Annotated in this window: 21 protein-coding genes; 11 read left to right on the top strand and 10 right to left on the bottom strand. The window is 41.7% G+C overall.

All coding sequences use genetic code 11. The annotated features are described in order from the left end of the window. Positions 1-724 precede the first annotated feature (724 nt). Entirely contained in the window at positions 725-898 is a 174-nt protein-coding gene (locus DOT_RS31185; protein ID WP_009624500.1) for a hypothetical protein, read from the bottom strand. A 265-nt stretch (positions 899-1,163) separates the two neighbouring features. Between DOT_RS31185 and DOT_RS25525 the strand changes: the two genes are divergently transcribed. The 3 genes from DOT_RS25525 to DOT_RS25515 all read left to right on the top strand — a co-directional run bounded on the left by DOT_RS25525 (position 1,164) and on the right by DOT_RS25515 (position 6,845). Further along, positions 1,164-3,182 (top strand): molybdopterin-dependent oxidoreductase, encoded by a 2,019-nt coding sequence (locus DOT_RS25525; protein WP_009624499.1) that lies wholly within the window; start codon positions 1,164-1,166, stop codon positions 3,180-3,182. Positions 3,183-3,253: 71 nt separating this feature from the next. After that, complete coding sequence (locus tag DOT_RS25520) at positions 3,254-4,411, top strand: hypothetical protein (protein WP_009624498.1); 1,158 nt, start codon at positions 3,254-3,256, stop codon at positions 4,409-4,411. After that, complete coding sequence (locus DOT_RS25515) at positions 4,401-6,845, top strand: hypothetical protein (RefSeq protein WP_009624497.1); 2,445 nt, start codon at positions 4,401-4,403, stop codon at positions 6,843-6,845. The genes DOT_RS25520 and DOT_RS25515 overlap by 11 nt, the downstream gene beginning before the upstream one ends. Here the strand turns inward: DOT_RS25515 and DOT_RS25510 are convergent. Next, positions 6,842-7,618: a hypothetical protein gene (locus DOT_RS25510; protein WP_009624496.1), complete on the bottom strand. Its 777-nt coding sequence runs from the start codon at positions 7,616-7,618 to the stop codon at positions 6,842-6,844. The genes DOT_RS25515 and DOT_RS25510 overlap by 4 nt on opposite strands. 122 nt (positions 7,619-7,740) lie before the next feature. Here DOT_RS25510 and DOT_RS25505 point away from each other — a divergent pair, with 122 nt between their 5' ends. After that, positions 7,741-8,583 carry an MBL fold metallo-hydrolase gene (locus DOT_RS25505; RefSeq protein WP_009624495.1) on the top strand — a complete coding sequence of 281 codons (843 nt, stop codon included), beginning with the start codon at positions 7,741-7,743 and terminating at the stop codon, positions 8,581-8,583. 34 nt (positions 8,584-8,617) lie between these two features. Here DOT_RS25505 and DOT_RS25500 read toward each other — a convergent pair whose 3' ends face one another. The 3 genes from DOT_RS25500 to DOT_RS25490 all read right to left on the bottom strand — a co-directional run bounded on the left by DOT_RS25500 (position 8,618) and on the right by DOT_RS25490 (position 10,673). Next, positions 8,618-9,076 (bottom strand): MarR family winged helix-turn-helix transcriptional regulator, encoded by a 459-nt coding sequence (locus tag DOT_RS25500; protein WP_009624494.1) that lies wholly within the window; start codon positions 9,074-9,076, stop codon positions 8,618-8,620. A gap of 251 nt (positions 9,077-9,327) precedes the next feature. Next, entirely contained in the window at positions 9,328-9,759 is a 432-nt protein-coding gene (locus DOT_RS25495) for a polymer-forming cytoskeletal protein (RefSeq protein WP_009624493.1), read from the bottom strand. Between the two features lie 5 nt (positions 9,760-9,764). Further along, complete coding sequence (locus DOT_RS25490) at positions 9,765-10,673, bottom strand: M23 family metallopeptidase (RefSeq protein WP_009624492.1); 909 nt, start codon at positions 10,671-10,673, stop codon at positions 9,765-9,767. 588 nt (positions 10,674-11,261) lie between these two features. On the opposite strand from DOT_RS25490, the gene DOT_RS25485 reads away from it, so the two are divergent. Then, positions 11,262-11,669: a molybdenum cofactor biosynthesis protein MoaE gene (locus DOT_RS25485; protein ID WP_009624490.1), complete on the top strand. Its 408-nt coding sequence runs from the start codon at positions 11,262-11,264 to the stop codon at positions 11,667-11,669. 139 nt (positions 11,670-11,808) lie between these two features. Here the strand turns inward: DOT_RS25485 and DOT_RS30870 are convergent, their stop codons facing one another. Next, the gene (locus tag DOT_RS30870; RefSeq protein ID WP_009624489.1) at positions 11,809-11,973 is read right to left on the bottom strand and encodes a hypothetical protein; all 165 of its coding nucleotides are present in this window, start codon (positions 11,971-11,973) and stop codon (positions 11,809-11,811) included. Between the two features lie 141 nt (positions 11,974-12,114). Further along, a complete protein-coding gene (locus DOT_RS25480; RefSeq protein ID WP_009624488.1) occupies positions 12,115-12,588 on the bottom strand; it encodes a ribonuclease H-like YkuK family protein in 474 nt (157 codons plus the stop codon). A gap of 320 nt (positions 12,589-12,908) precedes the next feature. On the opposite strand from DOT_RS25480, the gene DOT_RS25475 reads away from it, so the two are divergent. The 4 genes from DOT_RS25475 (at position 12,909) to DOT_RS25460 (ending at position 16,529) form a co-directional block, all read left to right on the top strand. Then, the gene (locus DOT_RS25475) at positions 12,909-13,682 is read left to right on the top strand and encodes an HD domain-containing protein (RefSeq protein ID WP_009624487.1); all 774 of its coding nucleotides are present in this window, start codon (positions 12,909-12,911) and stop codon (positions 13,680-13,682) included. A gap of 276 nt (positions 13,683-13,958) precedes the next feature. Continuing rightward, positions 13,959-14,135, top strand: a complete 177-nt coding sequence (locus DOT_RS31180; protein ID WP_009624486.1) for a hypothetical protein — start codon at positions 13,959-13,961, stop codon at positions 14,133-14,135. Between the two features lie 680 nt (positions 14,136-14,815). Beyond that, positions 14,816-15,271 (top strand): hypothetical protein, encoded by a 456-nt coding sequence (locus DOT_RS25465; protein WP_009624483.1) that lies wholly within the window; start codon positions 14,816-14,818, stop codon positions 15,269-15,271. A 55-nt stretch (positions 15,272-15,326) separates the two neighbouring features. After that, positions 15,327-16,529 carry an FAD-dependent oxidoreductase gene (locus DOT_RS25460; RefSeq protein WP_009624482.1) on the top strand — a complete coding sequence of 401 codons (1,203 nt, stop codon included), beginning with the start codon at positions 15,327-15,329 and terminating at the stop codon, positions 16,527-16,529. A gap of 29 nt (positions 16,530-16,558) precedes the next feature. On the opposite strand, the gene DOT_RS25455 is transcribed toward DOT_RS25460, so the two are convergent. After that, on the bottom strand, positions 16,559-18,295 hold the full coding sequence (locus DOT_RS25455) for an ABC transporter ATP-binding protein (RefSeq protein ID WP_009624481.1): 1,737 nt from the start codon (positions 18,293-18,295) through the stop codon (positions 16,559-16,561). Between the two features lie 211 nt (positions 18,296-18,506). Then, positions 18,507-19,085, bottom strand: coding sequence for a flavodoxin family protein (locus DOT_RS25450; protein ID WP_009624480.1), 579 nt, complete (start codon positions 19,083-19,085; stop codon positions 18,507-18,509). 173 nt (positions 19,086-19,258) lie between these two features. Between DOT_RS25450 and DOT_RS25445 the strand changes: the two genes are divergently transcribed. Further along, complete coding sequence (locus tag DOT_RS25445) at positions 19,259-19,636, top strand: helix-turn-helix domain-containing protein (RefSeq protein WP_009624479.1); 378 nt, start codon at positions 19,259-19,261, stop codon at positions 19,634-19,636. 75 nt (positions 19,637-19,711) lie between these two features. Beyond that, positions 19,712-20,041, top strand: a complete 330-nt coding sequence (locus tag DOT_RS25440; RefSeq protein ID WP_009624478.1) for a DUF2680 domain-containing protein — start codon at positions 19,712-19,714, stop codon at positions 20,039-20,041. Positions 20,042-20,137: 96 nt separating this feature from the next. On the opposite strand, the gene DOT_RS25435 is transcribed toward DOT_RS25440, so the two are convergent. Continuing rightward, a complete protein-coding gene (locus tag DOT_RS25435; protein WP_009624477.1) occupies positions 20,138-22,378 on the bottom strand; it encodes a bifunctional alpha,alpha-trehalose-phosphate synthase (UDP-forming)/trehalose-phosphatase in 2,241 nt (746 codons plus the stop codon). Positions 22,379-22,442: the final 64 nt, after the last annotated feature.

The raw sequence follows: 22,442 nt of genomic DNA, 5'->3' as shown, positions 1-22,442 counted from the left end.
TTATTTTATTAATAAAAGGAGCGCTCTTTTTCTGTATTGTCTGAAAGCATAACTTATCGTTCCATACTTTCTGGAAGGTCCCTTCCCGCCATCCATGGCGCTTTGCCATCCTGCAAGAAGGCTAATACGTGCGAAGACAGTGTCTTCGGGCAGCGCTCTAACCTCAAACGTCCTGTTTGAGTCATGAGGGGTTCAAACCGTTGTGTATTACCAATACTTACTAGAATCAATCGTAACAAAAGTAGTAATTAATATTGTATAATGAATTGAAGGACTTATAGTCCTAGTCTTTTTCATGTAATGCTCCTCTTTGTCCCTCCGGGACAGCATAATCGGAGGGTACTTTTTTTGAAAATCTAGAACTAGTACTTTTTTATTAACTTTATTAATATCAGGAAAATATGAGATCTCCGATGGAGGTCTCTTTCTTAATATATCGGAAAGTATAAGTTTTGGGGTACATGAGTACTCCAAAACTTGTCAAAACTAATTTCTTGAAGAATTCTTAACATACTCAACGTAAAATATTAATAACTCTATTGTATTCTTATAGCAGAGATTCATTTAGATAAAGAAAAACTACATGAAAAAGATGAAAAACCGTCCTTGCTGTGGGACGGTTTTTCGCACGTTTACAAAATATTCAATGCTTCTTGTGACATCCTGCGTCTCTCGGAGCCAAAGAGGCCCGATGTTTGTTATTTAACATCGAGTCTCAGACTTGTTAAATTGCTTTCTTGAAAATTGACCAAGGTGTATCTACTGCTGAACCATTTTCTAATAATTGTTCAACTGTTCCTGGTGTATAGAATCCTGCTTCTTCTGTCTTCAATAAACACTCTTCTAATGTAATTTCCTGCCAAGTGTCTTCTCCCTTAAGTTGAGCTAAAACTTTCATTTGATCAATCCTCCATGATTTATTGGCCTCTTAGTCTGCCTAACATTATAGCAGGAAACATGTCTCAAAGAAATCCTATCTTTCATCAGTCAGCTTTTAGCCAATGGCTCTCTATCAATAGTGCTATTCCTTATGGTTTTTCATGAAACATTAAGCAAAGTGTTTTTTGATGTTTAGCGTCTAGGCAAAGCAGTGTATAATGAAGGAAACTGTTGCTATCGAAGTTCTTGAAGTTGTAATTGCATATATAGTAGGAGGTTGTCTCATGAATTCAGAATGGAAACGATCTGTTTGCCCGTATGACTGTCCAGATACGTGCGGGCTTTTAGTTAAAGTTGTCGATGGTCATGCTGTCAAGGTTACTGGTGATCCGGAACATCCCTATACTAGAGGGACTTTATGCCCCAAAATGGTCCATTATGAGCGAACAGTTCACTCCCCACAAAGGCTGACGCAACCTCTACTGCGCGTCGGGGAAAAAGGATCAGGTCAGTTTAAACCCATTACTTGGGATGAGGCGATCCAAGGCATTGCCGATAGGTGGAAGGGGATTGTTTCTGACTATGATGCTGAAGCTATCCTGCCCTATTCCTACGCGGGAACCCTGGGTATTGTTCAGCGCAACTGTGGGGAAGGCTTTTTCCACCGTTTAGGTGCTTCAAGATTGGCTCGCACTATTTGCTCTTCTGCCAAGAGTTACGGTTGGGCGTCGGTGATGGGAGGGACCCTAGCGCTACACCCTGATGAGGTTAAGCATAGCGATTTGATTATCTTGTGGGGTACGAATGCTTTAGCAACGAACATTCATCTGCTGAATTATGTCCAAGAAGCTAAAAGACAAGGTGCTACTGTCTGGCTTGTTGACACTTATGAAAACCCTACGGCCCAAATGGCTGATAAGGTCGTGTTAGTACGTCCCGGAAGTGATGGCGCTTTGGCTCTCGGCATAATGCACATCTTAGTGCGTGAGGGCTGGATTGATCTATCGTTTATAAATCGGCATGTACAGGGGTTTGAGCAGTTGCGAACGGAGATTTTGGCCGATTACCCGCCGGATAAAGTCAGTCAGATTACTGGGGTTAGCATCAGCTTGCTTGAAGAAATGGCGGCTGGTTACGGCAAGGCCCGCGCGCCTTTTATTTCTTTGGGATCAGGTCTGTGCCGCTATGGCAACGGGGCGATGACCGTTCGCACCATTACTTGTCTTCCTGCACTTGTTGGAGCCTGGGGCAAGCCGGGAGGTGGGTTGTTGAGCAGTATTTCTACCGGTAAGGCCTTTAACACAGCTAGGGTAACGCGCGAAGATTTCATGCCAAAGCCAACTCGTATTGTAAATATGAATCAACTGGGCTATGCACTGACGGAATTAGCGCAACCGCCGATTATGAGTTTGTATGTGTACCACTCTAACCCAGTCGTCGTAGCTCCTGATCAAAATATGATTATCAGAGGACTTATGAGAGATGACCTATTTACGGTCGTTCATGAGCGATTTATGACGGATACAGCCCGCTATGCTGACATTATCTTGCCGGCTACAAGCTCATTAGAGCACCCGGATATGTACCGTTCCTATGGTCATTACGGTATTCAGAGAGCGGCTGCGGTTATTCCTCCGGTAGGCGAAGCAAAATCAAACTGGGAAGTTTTCCAGTTACTTGCCCAAGCTATGGGTTTTGAGGAGTCTTTCTTTAGTCAAAAGACTGACGATGTTATTAATCAATTAATTGATCCTCCCACTGCATGGCTCGAAAGCGTTGATTTGGCGCAACTTCAAGCAGGCCACCCCGTCGAACTCTCCTTGCCAGAGAATTACAAAACGACCTTCCTTACTCCATCAGGTAAAATAGAACTATACAATCCTCATGAAGCTGAGCCTTTGCCGCGCTATTTTGAGCCTTACGGTGATGATGCCCCATTCTATCTGATGAGCGCACCTAGTTTGTATTCGCTTAATTCTTCCTTCAATGAGCGCCCCGATTTACTTCGTAAAAAGGAACCAGCTTATTTACAAATGAATTTCAAAGATGCTGAGACCAAGAATCTGCAGGACGGCCAGAAAGTGATTGCTTTTAACGAGCGGGGCGAAGTGCATTTTATCCTGAAATTAACGACAACCGTTCCCCCAGGCGTAGTAGTTACCGAAGGGCTGTTTTGGAACGAAAATGCGCTTGAGAATCGTGTTGTAAATGCCCTTACTTCTCAACGACTAACTGATAGAGCCGCCGGTAGTACGCTTTATGATGTCAAAATCGATGTCCGGCCGGCGATTATCGGCAACTAAGGGTCTAGTCGAAATGCCTAGGTAAAAGTAGAGTTATATTCTCTTCAGTTAATGATGAGGAGGTGATATATATGGCTTCAGGTATACGTGTTTTACATTGTGCAGGATTTCGCTTGGACAGCCCTTCATGGGAGGGGCCGGAGGAGTGGGTTGCCCAACGAAATCAAGACCTGTGGCAGACATTTGAAGGTGTCCTCTCACTTTGCCGTTCGGAAAAAATTGATTTTCTTTTACTGGCTGGAAATTTGTTCGAACAAGAGTATGTGCGCAAAGAGACGGTTGAGCGAGTGGCTAAATCATTTGCCAAGTTAGAGGAAACAAAAATTTTTATCGTTCCTGGAGAACGTGATCCGCTCGTTACGACATCTGCCTATCGCTTGACAGTATGGCCGAGTAATGTGCATATCTTCTCAGGTGGCCTCAGCAGCGTAAAAACTTTCCTGAACGTCACGGTTTATGGAGCGGGATGCACCTCTTATTGCCAAGGTGAGCCATTTCTTGATGGTTTTCAAACTTCGAGGGATGGAACGCTTCAGATTATGCTACTTCCTACTGAAGTAGGTTCAGTAAAGAATAAAAGCTTAATTTCTATCCTACCTGAGCAGATTGCCGGGAGTGGTTTGGATTATTTAGCCTTAGGGCATCGGGATGTTTGGAGTGAGGTCCGGCAAGAGGGAGAAACGTATTGGGCCGATTGTGGCTCGTCTGAAGCTAGGAGTTTTCGTGAAAGCGGGCCCCATGGTGTCCTGTTGGGGGAGATTGAAAAAGGGTCCGTTCGGCTGGAATTTCGGGAATTAGGTCAGCGTCGTTATATTGAAAAGACACTGGCTATCGAACCCGATATGGCAGCTCTTGTCGAGAAACTATTGGCAGAAACGAGCACACAAGAACGGCAAAAAAATATATTTAGGCTCAACTTGGTTGGATTTTTAGAAGACGTAGAAGCAGCCCTTCCCGCCTTGCAGAAACTATTGGCGGGTAAGTTCCGTTACATTGAGGTCTTACCCTCCGAAGGGCGACCATCTCAATCAGAGCAAGATACCGTTAATAAGGTGGGACGAAAGACTGCAAACGGAGATGGTTTTCCCATACTAGCCCAACTATTTGCCGATAAAATCAAAGAGCGCCTTGATGTATCAGAGAGCTCTGAGGATTACGAGCATTGGGAACTTGTACAGAAAATAGGGCTAGCAGCGCTGGGGCAGGGACGGGAAGACGATGAGGATTGAACGAATCATAACCCATAATCTAAGAGGCCTAGGGGACCTCGACCTGACATTTCCTGTTGGCCCAGTTTTACTTTTTTCCGAGGACAGAAATCGTCAAAGGATGCTCGGTCGTTTACTCCTAGAACTATACTATGATTTAAAGACCCCTTGGGTTGCAGAAGTTCAAGCGTTTAAGGGCTTAGTTGAAGTGTGGATGGCTGGGGAAAACAAACGCTTACATATTTGTCGACAATCGGTTCTGCAGGACGATGGCCAAGAGCGATTCTCAGTACTGGCGATTGAGGATGAAACTGGACAGCAACTTTCCTTGCCAGAACAGATGACGCTGGGAGAATATTTATTTGGGGTAAAGCTACGAGCATTCCGTCAGGGAGGAGTCGTGGAATGGCCAGAAAATGATGAAACTGCTATCTTATCTCGGTGTGTCCGCAACATGCGGCAAGGAGGAGACGCTGGCCTCTCGCTGAGTAAAGTGCGGGCTTCTATTGCAGGGGCACAAAAGAGGGTAAAAGAGCAAACGGAGAGCATGGTGCAGGTCAAGGCTGAGTATGATTCCCTGCGGCGTGAATGGGAAGAAGCACACCGCCAACAAGAAAAGGAACGGCTGTTGCTTATTGAGATAAAAAATTTCCAGGAAAAAGAGAAAATTCTCGCTGAAAGGATTTCTTATGCAGCAAAAACTCAAGAGCGCTTGACTGTGCTTCGTCAAAACTTGGACTACCGTGAGTTACGTCAACTCCAAGGTGAGCTCGCTAGGCTGGAAGAACGCTACAGGGAATCAGAATCAAAGTTGACTGAACTTACCCATGAGACCCAAGTAGACTGGGCCGTGATTGAGGGCTTGCGCGAAGAGTGCATGGAGTGGGCATATCTTCAAGAACAGGTAAGCCGGATAGCTGTCGAAGTCCAAATGCGGACACAAATAATTCACGAAACGCAAGATTTTCTACAAACGTCTGGATATCAGGGACTGTCGGACAATGAAGTTCAGCGGTTGCGACGGGCTGAAGAAGAGAAGCACAAAGCCCAGCAGGAACTGGAACGGGAACAGGACAACTTTACGGTCGTGAAAAGCAGATTTGAGGAATTACAAAAAGTCTGCATGGCAGAGATTACCAGGCTTCAAGGATTTTCAGTTATGGCCGGAGTAACAAATGCCTTGGAAATTAAAATGGCGCAAAACGAAAGGTATTTGGCACAGTGGCAAAGCTCAAAAATTGGTAACTTTCTTGATAGGGTGCTGCAGGAACAGTTAGGTGTGAAAAGTATTGGCGAAAAGTTTTCTCTGCGCTTAGCAAAACGCTACCAAAACTATCATGCTTCAAATTACCGGGAATTCACAAGTCAACTTAAGGAATTTCGTAACCAACGGGAGCGGGTAGAACAATTACAACTGGAATTAGAACGATTGAATGATAAAGTTCGTTGGGAAGAGAAACTACGCAGGATAATAAGTTCCCGTACTATGATCCTGGACCAGGCTTTTAGCAAAGCGAACGTAGCTGACCTTGCGGCTTGGTTGAACGGGTGGGAAGACCACCAGCGCAAGAAACACCAGTTGGAGCTATGGCATGGTGAGTTAGAGCTTGAACTAGAACAGCAGAAGATGGAAGAAAGTAAGATGGCAACATCTGCGAAACAACTCCAGGAGAAGTTGGGAAATTGGGGGACCCAGGCAACAGACAGTGATGAAGTCTTAGCTGCCGTTCTCAAGGTTGCCAGGCAACTGCGAGCGAAAGATGAGGCGGAGAGGGAAGTTACCCAGTTTACAGAGAAGTTCTATAATTTGCTCGGCGACCGCAATATGGAGTATCTCGCTAAGATTTTGGAACCTTTGGCGGATTTAGAACGTGAAAACCATCGTTTCAATGAAGAAAAGATGGTTGAAATAGCAGTATGGCAAAAAGAACAGGTGGAAATTCGCCGGCAACTGGAGACCGCAGAACAAAGTCTCCAAAGCATCCTCAAATTTCCGTCGTTGACTGTTCTGGAGAAAAAGATAGAGACGGTTAAACGGCAGTGGATGGCCTATGAAGGCTTGCATGATGCCTTGGATGACGCGCAGGCCTTATTAGAAGATTCTTGGCAGGAATGGAAAACCGTGTACGGTAAGCAACTTAAAGAAGAAAAAAAGTGGATTTTCAGTCAAATGTCCTCTTCACCAGCTAAAGGAGCAATAGAGAGAGCTGTGATCGAAGGGAAAAGAGATTATTTTGCTTATCGTATGGCTATCGCTCAGTTAGTCCTTCGGGACAACAATGAAGTACCGTTGCTTTTTTCAGTAGGAAAACTGAGTAGCGGACAAAGTTTTTGGGAAGAGGTTTTGAAGTATCTTCTTCAACTATCTCATTCCAGACAAGTAGTTCTTGGAACCTCGGATGCTGAACTGTGGCAAAAGCTAACGGCAAGCAAATGGAAAAGTATGGTGGTCTAGGTCCGCTGAGGAAATATATCAGCTAGTGTCCCATCTTGCACTTTCAGGTGATTTGCTTGATTGAGAAACACGGATATCTGAGTCGGGTCAAACCCCTGAATCGATTGCTGAGTTAAGCCCGACCCTAGAATATTGAGGTTTGTCGCTAAAATATAGCGTATCGAGAAATTAAGTATATGGTTAAGTCGAGTCACTATAAGCATGCTTCCATCATCGAAAAGAAAGATTCCGCCAGGCGTATCAAAGGGTATCATGTTACCGGCTCCATCAATATAGACAGGGAGACCAGTTTCTCCAGAACTTTCTACTCTCCAAGCGAATTCAGGTGCACCCGACTCACACACGCTAAGCATGAATTCTTGCCCATAAGAGATGACAATCCCACTTGCGTTAATATATGTAATCCCAGTCACCAGATTCACTGTTCCAGGTGGAGAGCCGATTCCTGCTAGAGGTTCCAGCCTTAAAGCATTTACGGTATTATATGTTTTAATTGACGGGGACGATCTCTTGCTAAGGAGTGGTGTATCTAAGATGTCAATGTCTGAATTCTGTGGCTCGAATTCTTTGCACTCATACGATTCGGGGGATTTGTTGAAAGTTGGCACTAACAGCTGCACCAAGCCGGTAACATTTGTAGCGATGAAACAGTCTATTGCTAGCTGTAAGGTTGTCTCTGTAAAGAATGGGCCAGCGACGATTTTCGTCCTTGTATCAACACGTAGATTAAGGTCTGAGGTTGAAATGTTTAGAACACCTCCTTCGGCACACAATTATTGTATGTCGAAGATAAAATTCCGTGAAAAAGTGTGAAATGGCCTATTAATTAACCTAAATTTTTTACAATAATTAACATAACGCCCAACTGGAGAACGTTCGTAAAGGAGGTATGGCGATGAAAAGGTTAAAGGTAACGATCTTGATAGAGAATACAGTAGGGGCTCCGTTAGGGCTCTTGTCAGAGTGGGGGTTGTCTATGCTCCTGGATTTTGGTGATGAGTGTATATTATTTGATACAGGGGAACAGGGAAACCTTCTTAGTAACGCTCAGATTTTGGGTCGTGATCTTCGGCGAATTGACCGAGTGATCTTAAGTCACGGGCACTATGATCACACGGGAGGACTGCTAAAGTTTCTGGAGTATAGAGGAAGAGTTCCGGTTTACGCTCATCCGGACTTGTTTTCAGAGCACTATGCCCTGGGATTTAAGGAACATGAGAACAAATATATTGGTGTACCGTTTCGTAAGGAGCAACTGGAGAGCGCCGGAGCTGAGTTTCACTGGCATAGAGAACCCGTAGAACTAAATCCTGGACTTTGGCTAAGTGGTGAAATCCCTCGTGAAACAGCATTTGAACATTTGGATAATAGACTCGTTGAGATGAAGGGCGGGCAAATCATCCAAGACACTCTTCCAGATGATTTTAGCTTATTCTATAAGACAGACCAGGGATTAGTTATCCTTTTAGGCTGTGCGCATTCAGGGTTAGTAAATATCGTAGAACATGCTAAACGGTTGACGGGCGAGAACAAAATAAGAGCGATTATTGGTGGTACCCATCTAGGCCCTGCAACTCAGGATCAGCAACAACAAACGATTGACTATCTCAAAGGACTTGATTTGGCTTGTTTGGCTGCGAATCACTGTACTGGATTAGCTATGTTGAGTAAGTTAGCGGCTGAATTTCCCGGCGTGTTTGTCTGGGCTGCGGCAGGCAATACGTTGGAGTTCAAGTAGCAAAATATAAGAGGAACACAAAGATGGTTTTATATTAAAGCGTGCAGTTTTGCAAGTCGATCAAGAGTTCATGATGTATTTGAAGTAGAAGTTGAATATCTTCTTCGGATAGTTTTTCTAATGCTAAGATCATGGCCTGATATGAGAGTGCGTTTTGGCAAGATTTTTTTGCTAGTGCTTGACCTGTAGAGGTTAAGTTCAAGTGAATTTCCCTGCGGTCTTCTTTAAAGGTATTCCGCTCAACGAGAGCTAAGTTGACAAGATCGTCCACATTAATACTTACTGTACTTTTAGAGAGCTGTAACTTTTCTGTTATTTCCTTGAGAGTTGTTTCAGGTGAAGAATAGATCGTATTTAAGATTCCCATTTGTTGTAAAGTTAGACCAAGGCTTGCAGCGTTTTGTTTAGTAAATTTAGTTAGAGCTTTACTGATTGCCACAAAAGATTGGACTACTTCTGCAGCTTGCTTAACTTTATTATCATTATAATCCATGTTTATTGACCTCCAACCATTGAATTAGTTCAAGACTATAACAGTTCGAATATGAACTATTATAGTAGGGCGAGGAAAAGATGTCAATTTACGCTAAACAACTCATTTTGCATCAGGGCTTAATTTTGAACAAAAATAGTGACGAGGAAAGATAACAACCAGCCCCTCAGCTAATATCCGAGAGGCTGGTTGTCAACAATGCGGGATTTGATATTTATTTAATGTGAGATGAATAAATTGAGGGGAAGGACTTAGGCGCGCGTCGCTACGAGTTTGGTCTCATTCGTTGAGTTCGAATCCTTTGTGGTAATTTCGTGAATGTTTGAGGAATTAGTTTCTTCAAGAATTTGGCTCGTTCCAATAAAACGGGCACCTTGATCGACTTTAAATTGTCGAGTGCAAATATCGCCAAATAAGCGTGCTGTAGCATTTAGCTCTAACAGATCTGTCGTCTTAATATTTCCGTGGACCTCTCCGGCAATACTCACAGTATTTGCTTCAATGTTCGCCTTTAAAATAGCACTTGCGCCTATTACCAAATCACCTGTAGCTAGGACACTGCCTTCGATTTTTCCGTCAATTCGGGCATTTCCATTAATCGTAATGGAACCACTTATTTGGCACTCTGCTGCAATAAATGTATTGTCCCCACCTCGGGAATGAGTAGTAGGTTTTTTGAACATTTGGATTACTCCTCCTTTGTTGGATTTGTGAAAGTTAAGGAATCGGTATTTTTTCCATTAACAATGGCTCCGTAATGAAGGTGAGAACCTGTACTTCGTCCCGAATTTCCACTGTACGCAATGACAGCAAATTTCTTTATATGATCACCGTTTTTTACCAGAAGACGGGAATTGTGACCGTAAAATGTTATAATTCCATTACCATGATCAATTTCTATTTTTCGACCGTATACAGAATTCCAACCAGCGAAAGTGACGATCCCATCAGCGGTAGCTAATACAGGTGTCCCGTAATTACAAGCGATGTCAATTCCATTATGAAACTCTGATGACCAACCTCCGAAGGGATTTCGACGATATCCGAACGAAGAGCTAATTTGTCCTTGGACAGGTAGAATACTTGGAGTGTGATCGAGCTGCTCTTTTTGTTGGACGGCGGCTTCATAGTACTTTTGTAAGAGACTTATATGAGCAGCTAGAGTTGAACTATTTGAGGCAGAAGTTTGAGTTTGGGGAGTAGATGGAGTATAGCTTTGGGTGGCAAGGTTAGTGCTGCGGCTAAGAGGTGTAGCGAATGTGCTCGGATGTATTTTTAGAATAGTAGAGAGCTTAGCTTCTAAGTTTGTGATTTCTGTTAGATCTTTAGTTACTTGATTAGATTTCTCAGTTAAGTTCGAGATTTCTTGATCCCGTTCTTCAATTTTGGATTGGAGCTGATCAATGTGGACGATAGTAGGTTGGAGTTCCTTTATGTAATGACTCAGATAGAGGTTTTGAGCAAATATGCCGATGATTATCAATCCAAATAGGAGCAATCCAGCACCAAGATACTTTCTTCCGCGTTTGGAAAGCTGAAACTGGTGGGTGGAGGATTGATCGGGCGGAATGAGTATAATTGTATATTTATTTTTCATCAAATGCCTCCTGAGCAATATACAGTCAAATAAAAATGTTTCGTGTCTTCCTATGTCTTTTTATGACAAATTTTGATTTCTATGTTAAGAATAAACAACAGCTAAGTGGTTGTCAAGAATTCCACGAAATCCCTGAACTTCAAGAACCCCTTACTTATTGAAGTAAGGGGTTCCACTTTGGAGTTGCTGCCACAGCATTCAAACAGCGAAGATGTGCCATCCCACGCATGAATAACGTTCAGAAAGGAATAAAATTGTATATGGAAGATATATAATCCCGCAAATTGCAATGGAATTTATTGGGGTCTTTTGGGCGCCGGATTTGGGTCAGGACAGGCAGTTTTGTTTCCTATATGCGGCTATATTGGTTTCTTGGCAATGATAGGTATTACTTTTAATTTTTTATCTTTGCAGAAGAAATTGGCATTGAGAAAGCGCGTGGAAGCACTATAATAATGGAGGGAGAAAAAGATGGAGAAAAAGATGGAAAAAAGCAATGTCCTATAGGCAAAGCTATACCTATAGGACTATGAATGGGAAATGATCGTGCATTGTATTTACCTAAATAGATAAGGAGTGTTATAGTTTATGATTAATGGAAAAATGAAAAAACCATCGCCATCAATCGACGAATGGCTCAAAGAAGCAAAAACTGATCCGGCGGCTTTACAGGAAGGGATGTTTTTAGTTCATAATGGCGTTGTGCGTCAAACGCCCAAAGCCAAGGTTCGCCAAGGAATTGATGACGGTTCGATGGTGAAGGGAATAGAATTTGCTTATGATGCAGCAAAGGTTGATGTGGCGATTGCTGAAACCTATAAAATGGACGGTATCTTCCATGTCAGGGTTTGGCTTAATGAAGGCCAGCTCGAACTTGGTGATGACATAATGTATGTGCTGATAGGCGGCGACATCAGACCACATGTTATTGATGCCCTGCAGTTCCTGGTTGAAAAGATTAAAGGCGAATGTGTTATGGAAATCGAACAAAAATGAGTAATTTGGACAACTAACGAAATAAGTTTGATTTGGGCAATAAAATCATTCGGAGTTTCCAAAGTTATGTAAACGTATAGCACGGTACCATATCGCCGAAGATATCCTTGAGGTGTAAAATTGGCAGGACAAAAATCATTTAATCCCTTCCATTGAGAATTTGCTGCATATATTTTTCAACCCTCGACTCTCGAGTTTTGGATTCTTCGGTCAGATGACAGTCAAGAATGATCAATCTCAATCTCTCGAATTCTTCCAGCCATTTTTTGGCTTTATTCAAAGAGTCATCAACCTTGGGATTCATATATTACCTCCATAGAGTATAAAAGTAAAATTCTGGCGATTATTCACATGAGTATTCTATTTCAGTAGCTGTTAATAAAATACATTTGAGATAATTTATTGATTTCTGTAGAGCTCGCTAGGGCGGTAAAGAAAACTTGTCTTATTTCGATAACCTGTTTGCGACGCTTGATGCCATATAAGAGTCTGGCTTAATGACACATTGAAATCCGCAAGCTCTTACCCAACCTTTAATTTCGGCAACGTATTGTGAAGTCGGACCATTATATCCTACGTCTGCATGGACTTCAATTTCGTGTAGAATATTACTTTCTTCAAAAATTGTACTCAGTTTAAGAGCTAATTCAATGCTTAAATTTGTTTCGTAAAATATCTTTTGTCGAATGTTATTAATCTTTTTTATTTTCTTGATTTCAAAAAAATAAATGCCACCTTGTCCGACTTTATTTTTTATTTTGTGGATACCTACAGTAACAGGTACCTTTGTATAGCTGAAATTTTGGCTGTCGGTCCCCACGGCAATTACATATTCCATAGTTGGGTCTTGAGCAGTGTAAGCTTTTATGATCGAAACCATTTCTGTAAAGGAAACTTCTCCGTATGTCAGACTATGCATTAAAGGTCTCCTTTCAAGTTGTACAACTATCAAGTGAGCTGAGATACGAATTTCTTTGCCATTTTCAACTACCATATATTATTATATGACTTGTGTGTAAAAACAATATTAAGTCTTCGTTAAAAAAAGATAAATGAGTTGTTCGTGGAAATAGATGCTTATCGGCCAAATGAAGAGTCTATTAACTATTTTATTAACGAAAACACTGCAAGATACTAAACTTATAATAATGGATTTATTTGGAGCATTGTATTAATGTAGTACCGGATAATATTAGTAATCTAAGTTCCCAATAATGAAGATTTAAGGAGTTCTTATAAATGATTCAAGATGATGTCTGCTTTTTTAGAGCATGGTTTGAAGATTACTCAAAGAGCTATCCTGCAGAAGATGCAGAAGTCGCGGCCAACCTAAGATATAAAAGAGAACATTCCCTTAGAGTTCGAGATTATGTGCTAACAATTGGACAGGATCTTCAACTAGATACGAACCACATGTTTCTGGCGGAAGTTATTGGGCTTCTTCATGATGTTGGACGTTTTGAACAGTATGCAAAGTACCATACCTTCAAAGATCACCAGAGTGAAGATCATGCGAAATTAGGCCTCTCGGTTTTGGAAAGGGCTAAGATCTTTTCGGGCCGTGTGAGTGATTTGGAAAAAGAGATTATTCTTACAGCCATCAAGAATCACAATCAACGCGTCATCAATGAAAACGTGAGCGGAGACACTTTGATGTTTTGCAGGCTCATCCGGGATGCCGATAAACTAGACATTTTTGAGCAGGTCATTAGTTTTTATGAGGACCCCTTGCGGACGCCGCATTTTGCTGTAGAGCGTAATCATGAAGGGGAAAATTATTCCTCGGAAATTGTTCAAGGCATTCTAAGTGGAAAACAAATTTCTTATACCTCTGTCAAAACCTCTGTGGATATTAAGTTGATCCGCTTGTCTTGGTTGCTCGATCTGACCTTTCCGATTGCGTTGGCAATAGCCAAAAGAAAACAGTATCTAGAAAGACTTAGGGCGTTTATTCCTGTGACAGTTGATACTCTTAAGGTTTTCCAGTACATAGAAGATCAGATGAACAACTAAGCGGATTTTATACAGCGATGGGCATATCAAAATGAATCCTAACTAATAAAATCACAGCCCTAGGAATGTGCTGATTCCTGGGGCTGTGTCATTAGGGGATAGCGATAGAGATTTTCGTAGTTTACCTATAAATTATTTACTTTGAGAAGGAAAATGGCGGAAAATGTGGAAAGTCATAATGAGTGCATTAGATGCTTTTGTGAAAAGCTCGTGGTATTTGGCATAATTATTCCAGTAATGATTTTTTATTCTACCAAAAATTGAAGGGAGAAGTGTATGCTGACTTTTTTTGCTGGGCTGGGGTTAAAGGGAATAGTGGTTTTAATTTTTGGAATTTTTATTGTAGTATCTATTCTTAAAAAGCTATTTAAAGTGGCCATTACCATTGCGGTTATTGCAGCGTTTATCCATTTCGGATTACCTATACTTCAGACTGCGATGTCTAAGATGTGACTTGTGGAGCCTAGCCCAGTATCAAACTTGGCAAAGGCTCTTTTGTTTTTCTCGATTTCTAAGAGCAGGGAAAATTTCTGGGTAGCTAGAATGAATAACAAATATTATTGATATCTGTCTTACGTAAGGTTATAATCAGAACAAGAGTTCCTTTGTAATCAAATATATGTACGGAGAGGTGAGAGAGTGAAAGACATATGTGCTGATTGCAACCGAAAGACATTTTGCGTTGAGCCATGTGAACAATGGTTAATAGAGCATGATAAATGTCCTGTGTGCCGCAACAGACTCATTCATGCCGGGGGATGTACCGAGTGTATCACGGGAGATTGGGCAAGATGTGGTTAAACTATCAGATAACATCCTCGCAATACGCGGGTCGTCTATTCCTGTGGCAGTGCATAGTGCATACTCATATTAATCGAAAAGTAAAAGCTCAAGAGAGATAGGAAATATTAACCAATAAAAGGTGCCGATTTTGCATATCGGCGCCTTTTTGTGTCGGGGTGAAAGGAAAGATATTTGAAACCTTCACTGATATTCATAAATCTAGGAATAGATGAAATTTGTTTTTGGGTATTTATTCTATTATAAGAATCTTGTTGGTAATTGTAACGGAATTGAATTATCTACTTTATAACTCGCATACTAAGACCATTAACTAGAGGAGGAAATTGTTAATGCACAAAATCAAAGATCGAATTTTTCTAGGAATCGTGGCAGGTATGCTAGGGTCTATCCCAGGCAGAATCCTCAATAAAATAGAGTTTGAATTCGGCTTAACCGATTCTCGATATGAGCAGATGGCTGCAAGCTTGTTTGTAACCAAAAAAGATGCCCATAAATCCAAAGGCAAAGTAGTGGGAAAGATAGCCAATAGCTTACTGGCAAACGCAGTTGGTGTTGCCACGACCTACACATTATCGGCTACAGGACGTGACTATTCTCTCCTTAAAGGGATCGGCATAACATCCATCGCCTGGCAAGGAATTTATGGAATTAGTACTCAAGCACATGTGCGAAAAAGTAAAAAACCTTTAGCAGCAATGTTGAGTTATGTAGATCATGTTGTGTTTGGGGCAACAACGGCCAAGTTGGTCACAACCTTGGGTGACGATAGTTTGTTTCCCAGATAATAGCTGAAATTACGTAGAGAAGGCTTTATGGTTTTATAAGTAAGGAGGAAAAACCATGGCTCGAATTATCGTGTTGGGAGGAAACTTTGGGGGTCTCACAAGTGCTTTAGAACTAAGGCGGAAATTAGGTCATCAACACGAGGTCATCATGATCTCAAAATCCCCTAATTTTTTGTTTGTACCGTCGCTAATCTGGATTCCCTTAGGGAAGAGGAAACTCAAGGATATAACAGTACCGTTAAAACCCGTAACGGCCAAAGCAAGAGTTCAATTTATCTGTGCAGAAATCATTGAAGTATTAGCGGAAGAGAAGCTTGTCCGATGCAGAGAAAAAGACTTTAAGTATGATTATTTGATCATTGCAACTGGCCCGGAATGGATCTTTGACCAAATACCAGGTTTAAGTTTGGACAGTAACGTGTCCTTTATCGTTAATCCCGAAACAGCGCGAGAAACTAGGAAACGCTGGTTAAAATTTATTAAAGACCCCGGTCCTGTCGTAATTGGTGCAACGCAAGGATCTCAGTGTACTGGGCCTGCTTACGAATTCCTGTTTAACTTAGAGAAGCGATGTCGAGATCTCGGTATACGTAAGAAAGTTAAAATCACCTTTATTACCCCAGAGCCTTTCCTAGGGCACTTGGGTTTAGGAGGAATTACTGGAAGTAACTTCTTACTAAAAAAACTTTTATCCATGTTTAGGATAAACTACATAACCAATGCAGAAATTGAAGAAGTTTCTAACGAAAACATCGTACTTAAACAAGGGCAAAGCATCCCCTACAAGTTTTCGATGCTTATGCCGATGTTTAAAGGTGCCCAGGTTGTCGAGGATTCAACCGGATTAGGAACTGAAGATGCTTTCATATCCGTTAACAATGCTTACCAGCATAAAAAGTACCCGAGTATTTTCGGAGTTGGTATTGCCGCCGATTTGCCCAGAAAGTTTAAAACACCAGTTCCCATTGGCATTCCCAGGACGGGATATCTTGCCGATGAATCTGCCAAGACTGCTGCGGAAAACATTGTCAGATTGTTAAGTGGAAATAATAAGCTCGAAGAAAAGCCCATGGAGAAGATACCAGAGCTATGTATCATGGATGCCGGTGATAAGGAAATGTTGAGTATAGCAGATAGCTTGCTAAAACCACGTAGATTTTCTCTAGTGTTACCGAATCCAGTTTGCGACATTAGCAAAATAATGTTTGAGAAGTATTATCTTTGGAAAGTAAAACATGGTTACAGTCGATTGCCTTAAGCCTTGAAGAGTACTTGCCTTGTTGCCAGCTATTCCAAGCCTTCAAATTGCATATTATAGTAATGAGCATATATTCCGTCGTTTTCAATCAGCTGTTTGTGGCTGCCTCTTTCTTGGATGCCAACATCAGTAACCACGATAATTTCGTCCGAATTTTTTATTGTACTCAGCCTATGCGCAATCACGATGGTGGTTCTGTCTTTAGAGAGGGTTTCCAGTGATTTTTGGATGTATTGTTCACTTTCGTTATCAAGCGCTGAGGTAGCCTCGTCCAAGATTAAGATCGGAGGATTTTTTAGAAACACCCTGGCGATTGACAGTCGTTGCTTTTGACCACCGGAGAGCCTGACTCCTCGTTCCCCTACGAACGTATCATAACCCTTGTCAAGAGACATAATAAACTCATGAATATTGGCATTTTGAGCAGCCTGTATGATTTCGTCGTCCGTAGCATCGGCCTTACCGTAGGCAATATTTTTTTTAATTGAGCCGTCAAACAGATAGACATCCTGCTGCACAATGCCGATTGCGTTTCGAAGAGACTCTAGTGTAAAATCCCGAATATCCTTACCATCAATGGTCAACGATCCTGCGGTTATGTCATAAAATCTCGGTAAGAGAGAACATAGGGTAGTTTTCCCCCCACCGGAAGGTCCGACCAAGGCAATCGTTTTACCTGCTTTAATCGTTAGACTTACATTATCCAAAACGTTGTAATCATCGTTATAGCGAAAGGATACATTTTTATATTCAATCTCCCCTAAAACATTGGAAAGAGGTTCAGCCCCCGCTTTATCTATGATATCGGGCTGAGTTTCTAAAACCTCATTAAATCGTTTAAATCCAGCGTACCCCTTTTGAAACTGCTCAGTAAAGTCAATCAGCACATCAATCGGATTGATAAAGATGTTAATGTAGAGGACATATACAGCTAGATCGGTAATTTTCAACGAGCCTTCGGCAATAAATAAACCTCCCGAAACGATAACCACAACATAAAGCAATCCCTCAAAAAACGAATTCCAGGCGTGAAAATTCCCCATGGTTTTGTAGGTCTCCATTTTAGAAGATAAAAACGCCTGATTGCTTTTGTTGAATTTTTCACATTCCACGGTTTCATTCGCAAAGGACTTGACCACTCTAATTCCAGAGAGACTATCCTGCACGCTGGAATTCACCGCGGCAATTTTTATCCTGTTATCGGTAAATATGGGTGCCATTCGAATATTTTTATAGATAGTAAAGAGCACCATGACAATTGTGACGAACAATAAGATTAAAGTCATTTTAAAATTGATCATCATTAAAATAATAAAGGAACCCACGATTTTTAGAGCAGAGATAAAGACATTTTCTGGACCGTGATGAGCAAGCTCAGTTATATCAAACAAGTCAGCGACTAGTTTGGACATCATTTCTCCAGTATTGTTTTTATCATAATAGGAAAAGGATAACCTTTGAAAATGATTAAATAGATCTTTCCTCATCTCGTTTTCCATTCGAGCGCCCATAATGTGTCCCCAAGAAATAATAAAGTATCGACAGAAATACTTTATGATGTACATGACCAACAAGGCTATGCCTACAAATACTAAAGCATGTAGAATTGTAGGCTTATCTTGAGTAAATAGATTTTTGGTCAGATAACTAAGGATTTGAGGAAAGGCCAGATCAATGATGGAAACGATCACTGCGCAAAACATATCCGTATAAAAAAGGAGACTATGGGGTTTATAGTACTTGATAAATTTTTTAAAAATATTCATCGATGTGATAGGTTCCCCTCTCAGAAGTTTTATCTCATTGTAACAAGAGAAGTGGAGTTTGCCTACTGGTCAAGAACAAGGCTGGACACATTGAATGTGTTCCAGCCCTGAAAAGTTCAGAAGTCAAATTTTTGATCATGCATTAGATATTGACCAGATATCAAGTTTTATTGCAAAAGGTAGGTATTGTTAAGGAAGCTTTTTGATAGAATTAACCGTTGACTTTCTTTAAGAGCTCTGCCATATTTTTTCCAAGGACTTGGAAAGTCTGGATACCTTCAGCGTCATTTTGGACATCGCCAGGATCACGGGATAGGGTCATATTCCAATAATTCGAACTGCAAATAATCATTTCCGCAATCCCAAAAAAGAAGTTAATGGCAGAGTAAGTAAAGGTTGATCCGGCTCTCCGGACGGAAACCACCGAAGCGCCAACTTTTCCTTTCAACATTGTACCTCCATTAGACTTCGACACATAACCGCAACGATCGATAAGAGCCTTTACCTCCGTGCTCACATTGCTGAAATAGGTGGGTGAACCGATAATGATTCCATCGGCTTCTTCCATTTTCTGAATGAAAGTATTCATTTCGTCGTCCTTACGTGCACACCGATTATCTTTTGTTTCTCGACATTTGCCGCAGGCCAAACAGCCAAAGACTTTACGTCCACCCAATTGGATGATCTCTGTTTCAATGCCTTCTTTTTCTAACTCAGCTAAGACGATCTTCAGGCTCTGAGCAGTATTGCCATTAATCCGCGGACTTCCATTAAATGCTATAACCTTCATATTCATTCACTCCTTATATTTTAGCTCAAGAAATTGTGTAATATAATAATAATCGATATAATATAACTTAACAAGTACGTACTATATCGTACTATAGTATGCAATTACATACTTAGGATGAAAAAGATTATACGTCTAAGTTAATATTTATCATCAAGTGAGGAGTGAAACGAATGATCAAATTCAAAAATAACGAATATCAATGTTCAATGGAATTGACTTTAGCCCTTATAGGTGGAAAGTGGAAAGCATTAATACTCTGGCATTTAGCTGATAAGACCTTAAGGTACAGTGAATTGCGGAAAGTCTTGCCAAATGTGACGCCTAAAATGTTGACCCAACAGCTTAGAGAGCTGGAAGACAGTGGATTGGTCAAGAGATTTATTTATACACAAATACCGCCCAAAGTTGAGTATTCTCTAACTCAAGCCGGTAAGAGCCTCCTGCCAATTCTAGATACCCTGTGTAAGTGGGGAATGAACTACGCTAATGAATATGAACAAATAGAGCAAGAAAAGAAACCGACTAAAGAAGATACTGAAAGTGTTTAACCCTGTTATAGGAACACATTAATTGGGCATTCTAAGATTGTTTCCGACAAATAAATGAATGAGGAGGACTGGCAAATGAGAAAACTGGCTGTAAGTATTTTAGCTTTGGCTTTGTTGGTTTTAAGCGCCGTGCCTGCCTTCGGGGCTGTTGATCAAGCTAAATTGAAGGAGATCAAAGCTCTCACCCAACAAATGTATACCATTAAAGCGCAGATTGTTGATAAGGAAGTAGAAGCCGGAGTACTGGATCAAACTAAAGCCGAAAAAATCAAGAACGCCATGCAAGAACGTCAACAAAAAATCCAACAGGATATTGACAAAGGCGAATTTCATGGTTTTAAGCACAAAAAAAGCTGCGGCCGTAAACCCTCTAATGATTCCCCCATTCCTCAAAAAACAGAGTAAACTCATTCACTGATCTTTCATTGTCGGATAACGTTAAGAAGCGAACCCTAAGGGAATTTAGGGTTCGCTTCTCTTCCTATCATCAGAGGTTGATTCTTAAATTGTCTTCAATTGTGCAGTTTTCGAGGTGAGTCCTTGGAGCATTTTCCTTACTTCCATATAATCAGGCAGGAAATAGCTGGCTTGAGATTTATCTGTACCAACACGAATAGTAAACGTTTTTGGCGGCAAAACGCCTGGCCAGGAATGTTCGAGGGCGAGGACGGCAAACAAGTCCTCATCGGTAGTATCATCTCCAATGGCCAGAATAGTATCATAGTCGTCTTTGAGCGCTAGATAGAGGCCGGTTGATCCTTTTGTCACTTCAGAGTTGCGAATTTCAATGACTTTATTGCCTTGGAGAATATGAATATCAATATTAGAAGTGAAAGCGACCAACTCGTCCATTAGTTCACGAGCACAAGCGGCACTAAGCTCAGGATTTGCTTGACGGAAATGCCAAGCCAGTGAAAATTCTTTCTCTTCGATAAATGAGCCAGGGAGTCTGTCAGCATACATTTCGAGGATTGGCATAAGATTGCGTTTCCAGGTGTTGATCAGAGGTTTTCTCAAACTCCACGGTTCTCCCGGCCTCTTGAGCCAAGCCCCATGCTCAGCCACGAGGGTGATATTTAAGAAGCCGAGCCAAGTTTCCAGGATCGCTCTGTCCCTGCCACTAATGATAACCACTTCTGTATTAGTTTCGGTCAAACTCTGTAGAAGATCCAGAAGTTCCTTATCAGGTTTAGCATGGTCAGGGCTGTCGGTAAACGGAACCAGCGTTCCGTCATAGTCAAGAAGCAACAGCCGTTTATCGGCCTGATGGAAAACGGTGGACAAGGTCTGTTGGTGTTTGTCAAGAGGAAGGGTCTGGGATTGGCTTTTCTGCACCTGCAACAGTTCTTGGATGAAATCGCCTGACCAGCGTACCACATCATAACGTTTGAGTTGCTGTTGCATTACTTTATTGCGCTTTTTCTGCTCTGCTTCAGGCATTGTCAAAGCTTGTTGCAAAGCTCCTGCAATAGCTTCAAGGTTATTTGGGTTGATGATTAGAGCCTCTCCCAATTCTTTGGCAGCTCCAGCCATTTCGCTCAGAATAAGCACACCTGTTTGATCAGGGCGAGCAGCCACATATTCTTTAGCAATTAAGTTCATGCCATCCCGCAGGGGGGTAATTAATGCTACATCACTTTGTCTGTACATGGCCAGCAGAGAGTTAAGCGGCAAGAACTTATATTGGTAAATAATCGGTGTCCAGTTAAGCGTGCCGAAACGACCATTTATCTCACCCACAAGTTCATCGATCTGTCGTTTCATTTGCTGATAATGCTTAACTCCAACGCGAGAAGGAACAACGATCATGAGCAGTACCACTTGCTCGCACCACTGGGGGTTGTTCTCCAGAAACAGCTTGTATCCCTGTAGACGGTTGCTGATTCCTTTACTGTAGTCTAAGCGGTCTACCGAAAGAACGGCCTTAAATCCGTCAAGTAGTTGTTCTAGTTCCTTCATGTTTTGCCCGAACCCTGAGCTTGCAGGGTTTGAATGATATCTTTGGTAATCAATGCCCATGGGAAAGGTGTCAACTTTAACCGCATGATCCTGAGCTAGGATTTGCCCCAGTTTATGTTCATATCCTAAAATCCGCAGCACCGACCTTAAGAAATATTGGGCATATTCATGCGTGTGGAAGCCAATAAGATTTGCACCTAGGAGCCCGTGCAGGATTTCTTGGCCCCACTCAGACGGCAGTAGGCGATAGAGTTCATAGGATGGAAAGGGAATATGCAGGAAAAAGCCAATAGGAGTATGGGGGAGTTCCTCCCGGAGCAGGCCCGGCAGGAGCATAAGGTGGTAATCGTGTACCCAGATGACATCACCCGGTTGGATAACCTCTAACACAGCGTCCCTGAAGATCTTGTTGACCTCTCGGTATTGGAGCCAGTAATCCTTGTCATAGTCAGTATTGGAGGGGAAATAATGGAACAAGGGCCAAATGATTTTATTGCAAAAACCTAGATAAAATTTGTCCATAGCCTCAGCCGATAAGAATACAGGAGAAGCGTTGAGATCCTTTAAGACGCGCTTCACATCCGTTTGCATCTTATCCGGCACTGTGATTCCCGGCCAACCGATCCAGACATATTCGACGTCCTGGGTCGAGGTGCTTTTCATCAAATCTAAATAAGCACTTAAGCCAGAGACCAGCCCCCCTACGCTTTGCTCAAATTTGAGTTTACATTCCTTCTGAACCCCGTTCAACGGCAGTCTGTTAGAAACAATGATTAATCTCATGAACATTTCTCCTTTCTACTTGATAGAGCTCCCCCTTACTATAAATTTGATTGTTCTTATTAAA

The organism is Desulfosporosinus sp. OT, from assembly GCF_000224515.1.
Lineage (GTDB): Bacteria > Bacillota > Desulfitobacteriia > Desulfitobacteriales > Desulfitobacteriaceae > Desulfosporosinus.
Note: the sequence above shows the minus strand (reverse complement) of the source record. Positions and strands in the feature narration are given on the sequence as shown.

Coding starts and splice junctions, on each gene's coding strand:
- DOT_RS31185 (WP_009624500.1), bottom strand. CDS start 898: ATGAAAGTTTTAGCTCAACTTAAGGGAGAAGACACTTGGCAGGAAATT.
- DOT_RS25525 (WP_009624499.1), top strand. CDS start 1,164: ATGAATTCAGAATGGAAACGATCTGTTTGCCCGTATGACTGTCCAGAT.
- DOT_RS25520 (WP_009624498.1), top strand. CDS start 3,254: ATGGCTTCAGGTATACGTGTTTTACATTGTGCAGGATTTCGCTTGGAC.
- DOT_RS25515 (WP_009624497.1), top strand. CDS start 4,401: ATGAGGATTGAACGAATCATAACCCATAATCTAAGAGGCCTAGGGGAC.
- DOT_RS25505 (WP_009624495.1), top strand. CDS start 7,741: ATGAAAAGGTTAAAGGTAACGATCTTGATAGAGAATACAGTAGGGGCT.
- DOT_RS25500 (WP_009624494.1), bottom strand. CDS start 9,076: ATGGATTATAATGATAATAAAGTTAAGCAAGCTGCAGAAGTAGTCCAA.
- DOT_RS25495 (WP_009624493.1), bottom strand. CDS start 9,759: ATGTTCAAAAAACCTACTACTCATTCCCGAGGTGGGGACAATACATTT.
- DOT_RS25490 (WP_009624492.1), bottom strand. CDS start 10,673: ATGAAAAATAAATATACAATTATACTCATTCCGCCCGATCAATCCTCC.
- DOT_RS25485 (WP_009624490.1), top strand. CDS start 11,262: ATGATTAATGGAAAAATGAAAAAACCATCGCCATCAATCGACGAATGG.
- DOT_RS30870 (WP_009624489.1), bottom strand. CDS start 11,973: ATGAATCCCAAGGTTGATGACTCTTTGAATAAAGCCAAAAAATGGCTG.
- DOT_RS25480 (WP_009624488.1), bottom strand. CDS start 12,588: ATGCATAGTCTGACATACGGAGAAGTTTCCTTTACAGAAATGGTTTCG.
- DOT_RS25475 (WP_009624487.1), top strand. CDS start 12,909: ATGATTCAAGATGATGTCTGCTTTTTTAGAGCATGGTTTGAAGATTAC.
- DOT_RS31180 (WP_009624486.1), top strand. CDS start 13,959: ATGCTGACTTTTTTTGCTGGGCTGGGGTTAAAGGGAATAGTGGTTTTA.
- DOT_RS25465 (WP_009624483.1), top strand. CDS start 14,816: ATGCACAAAATCAAAGATCGAATTTTTCTAGGAATCGTGGCAGGTATG.
- DOT_RS25460 (WP_009624482.1), top strand. CDS start 15,327: ATGGCTCGAATTATCGTGTTGGGAGGAAACTTTGGGGGTCTCACAAGT.
- DOT_RS25455 (WP_009624481.1), bottom strand. CDS start 18,295: ATGAATATTTTTAAAAAATTTATCAAGTACTATAAACCCCATAGTCTC.
- DOT_RS25450 (WP_009624480.1), bottom strand. CDS start 19,085: ATGAAGGTTATAGCATTTAATGGAAGTCCGCGGATTAATGGCAATACT.
- DOT_RS25445 (WP_009624479.1), top strand. CDS start 19,259: ATGATCAAATTCAAAAATAACGAATATCAATGTTCAATGGAATTGACT.
- DOT_RS25440 (WP_009624478.1), top strand. CDS start 19,712: ATGAGAAAACTGGCTGTAAGTATTTTAGCTTTGGCTTTGTTGGTTTTA.
- DOT_RS25435 (WP_009624477.1), bottom strand. CDS start 22,378: ATGAGATTAATCATTGTTTCTAACAGACTGCCGTTGAACGGGGTTCAG.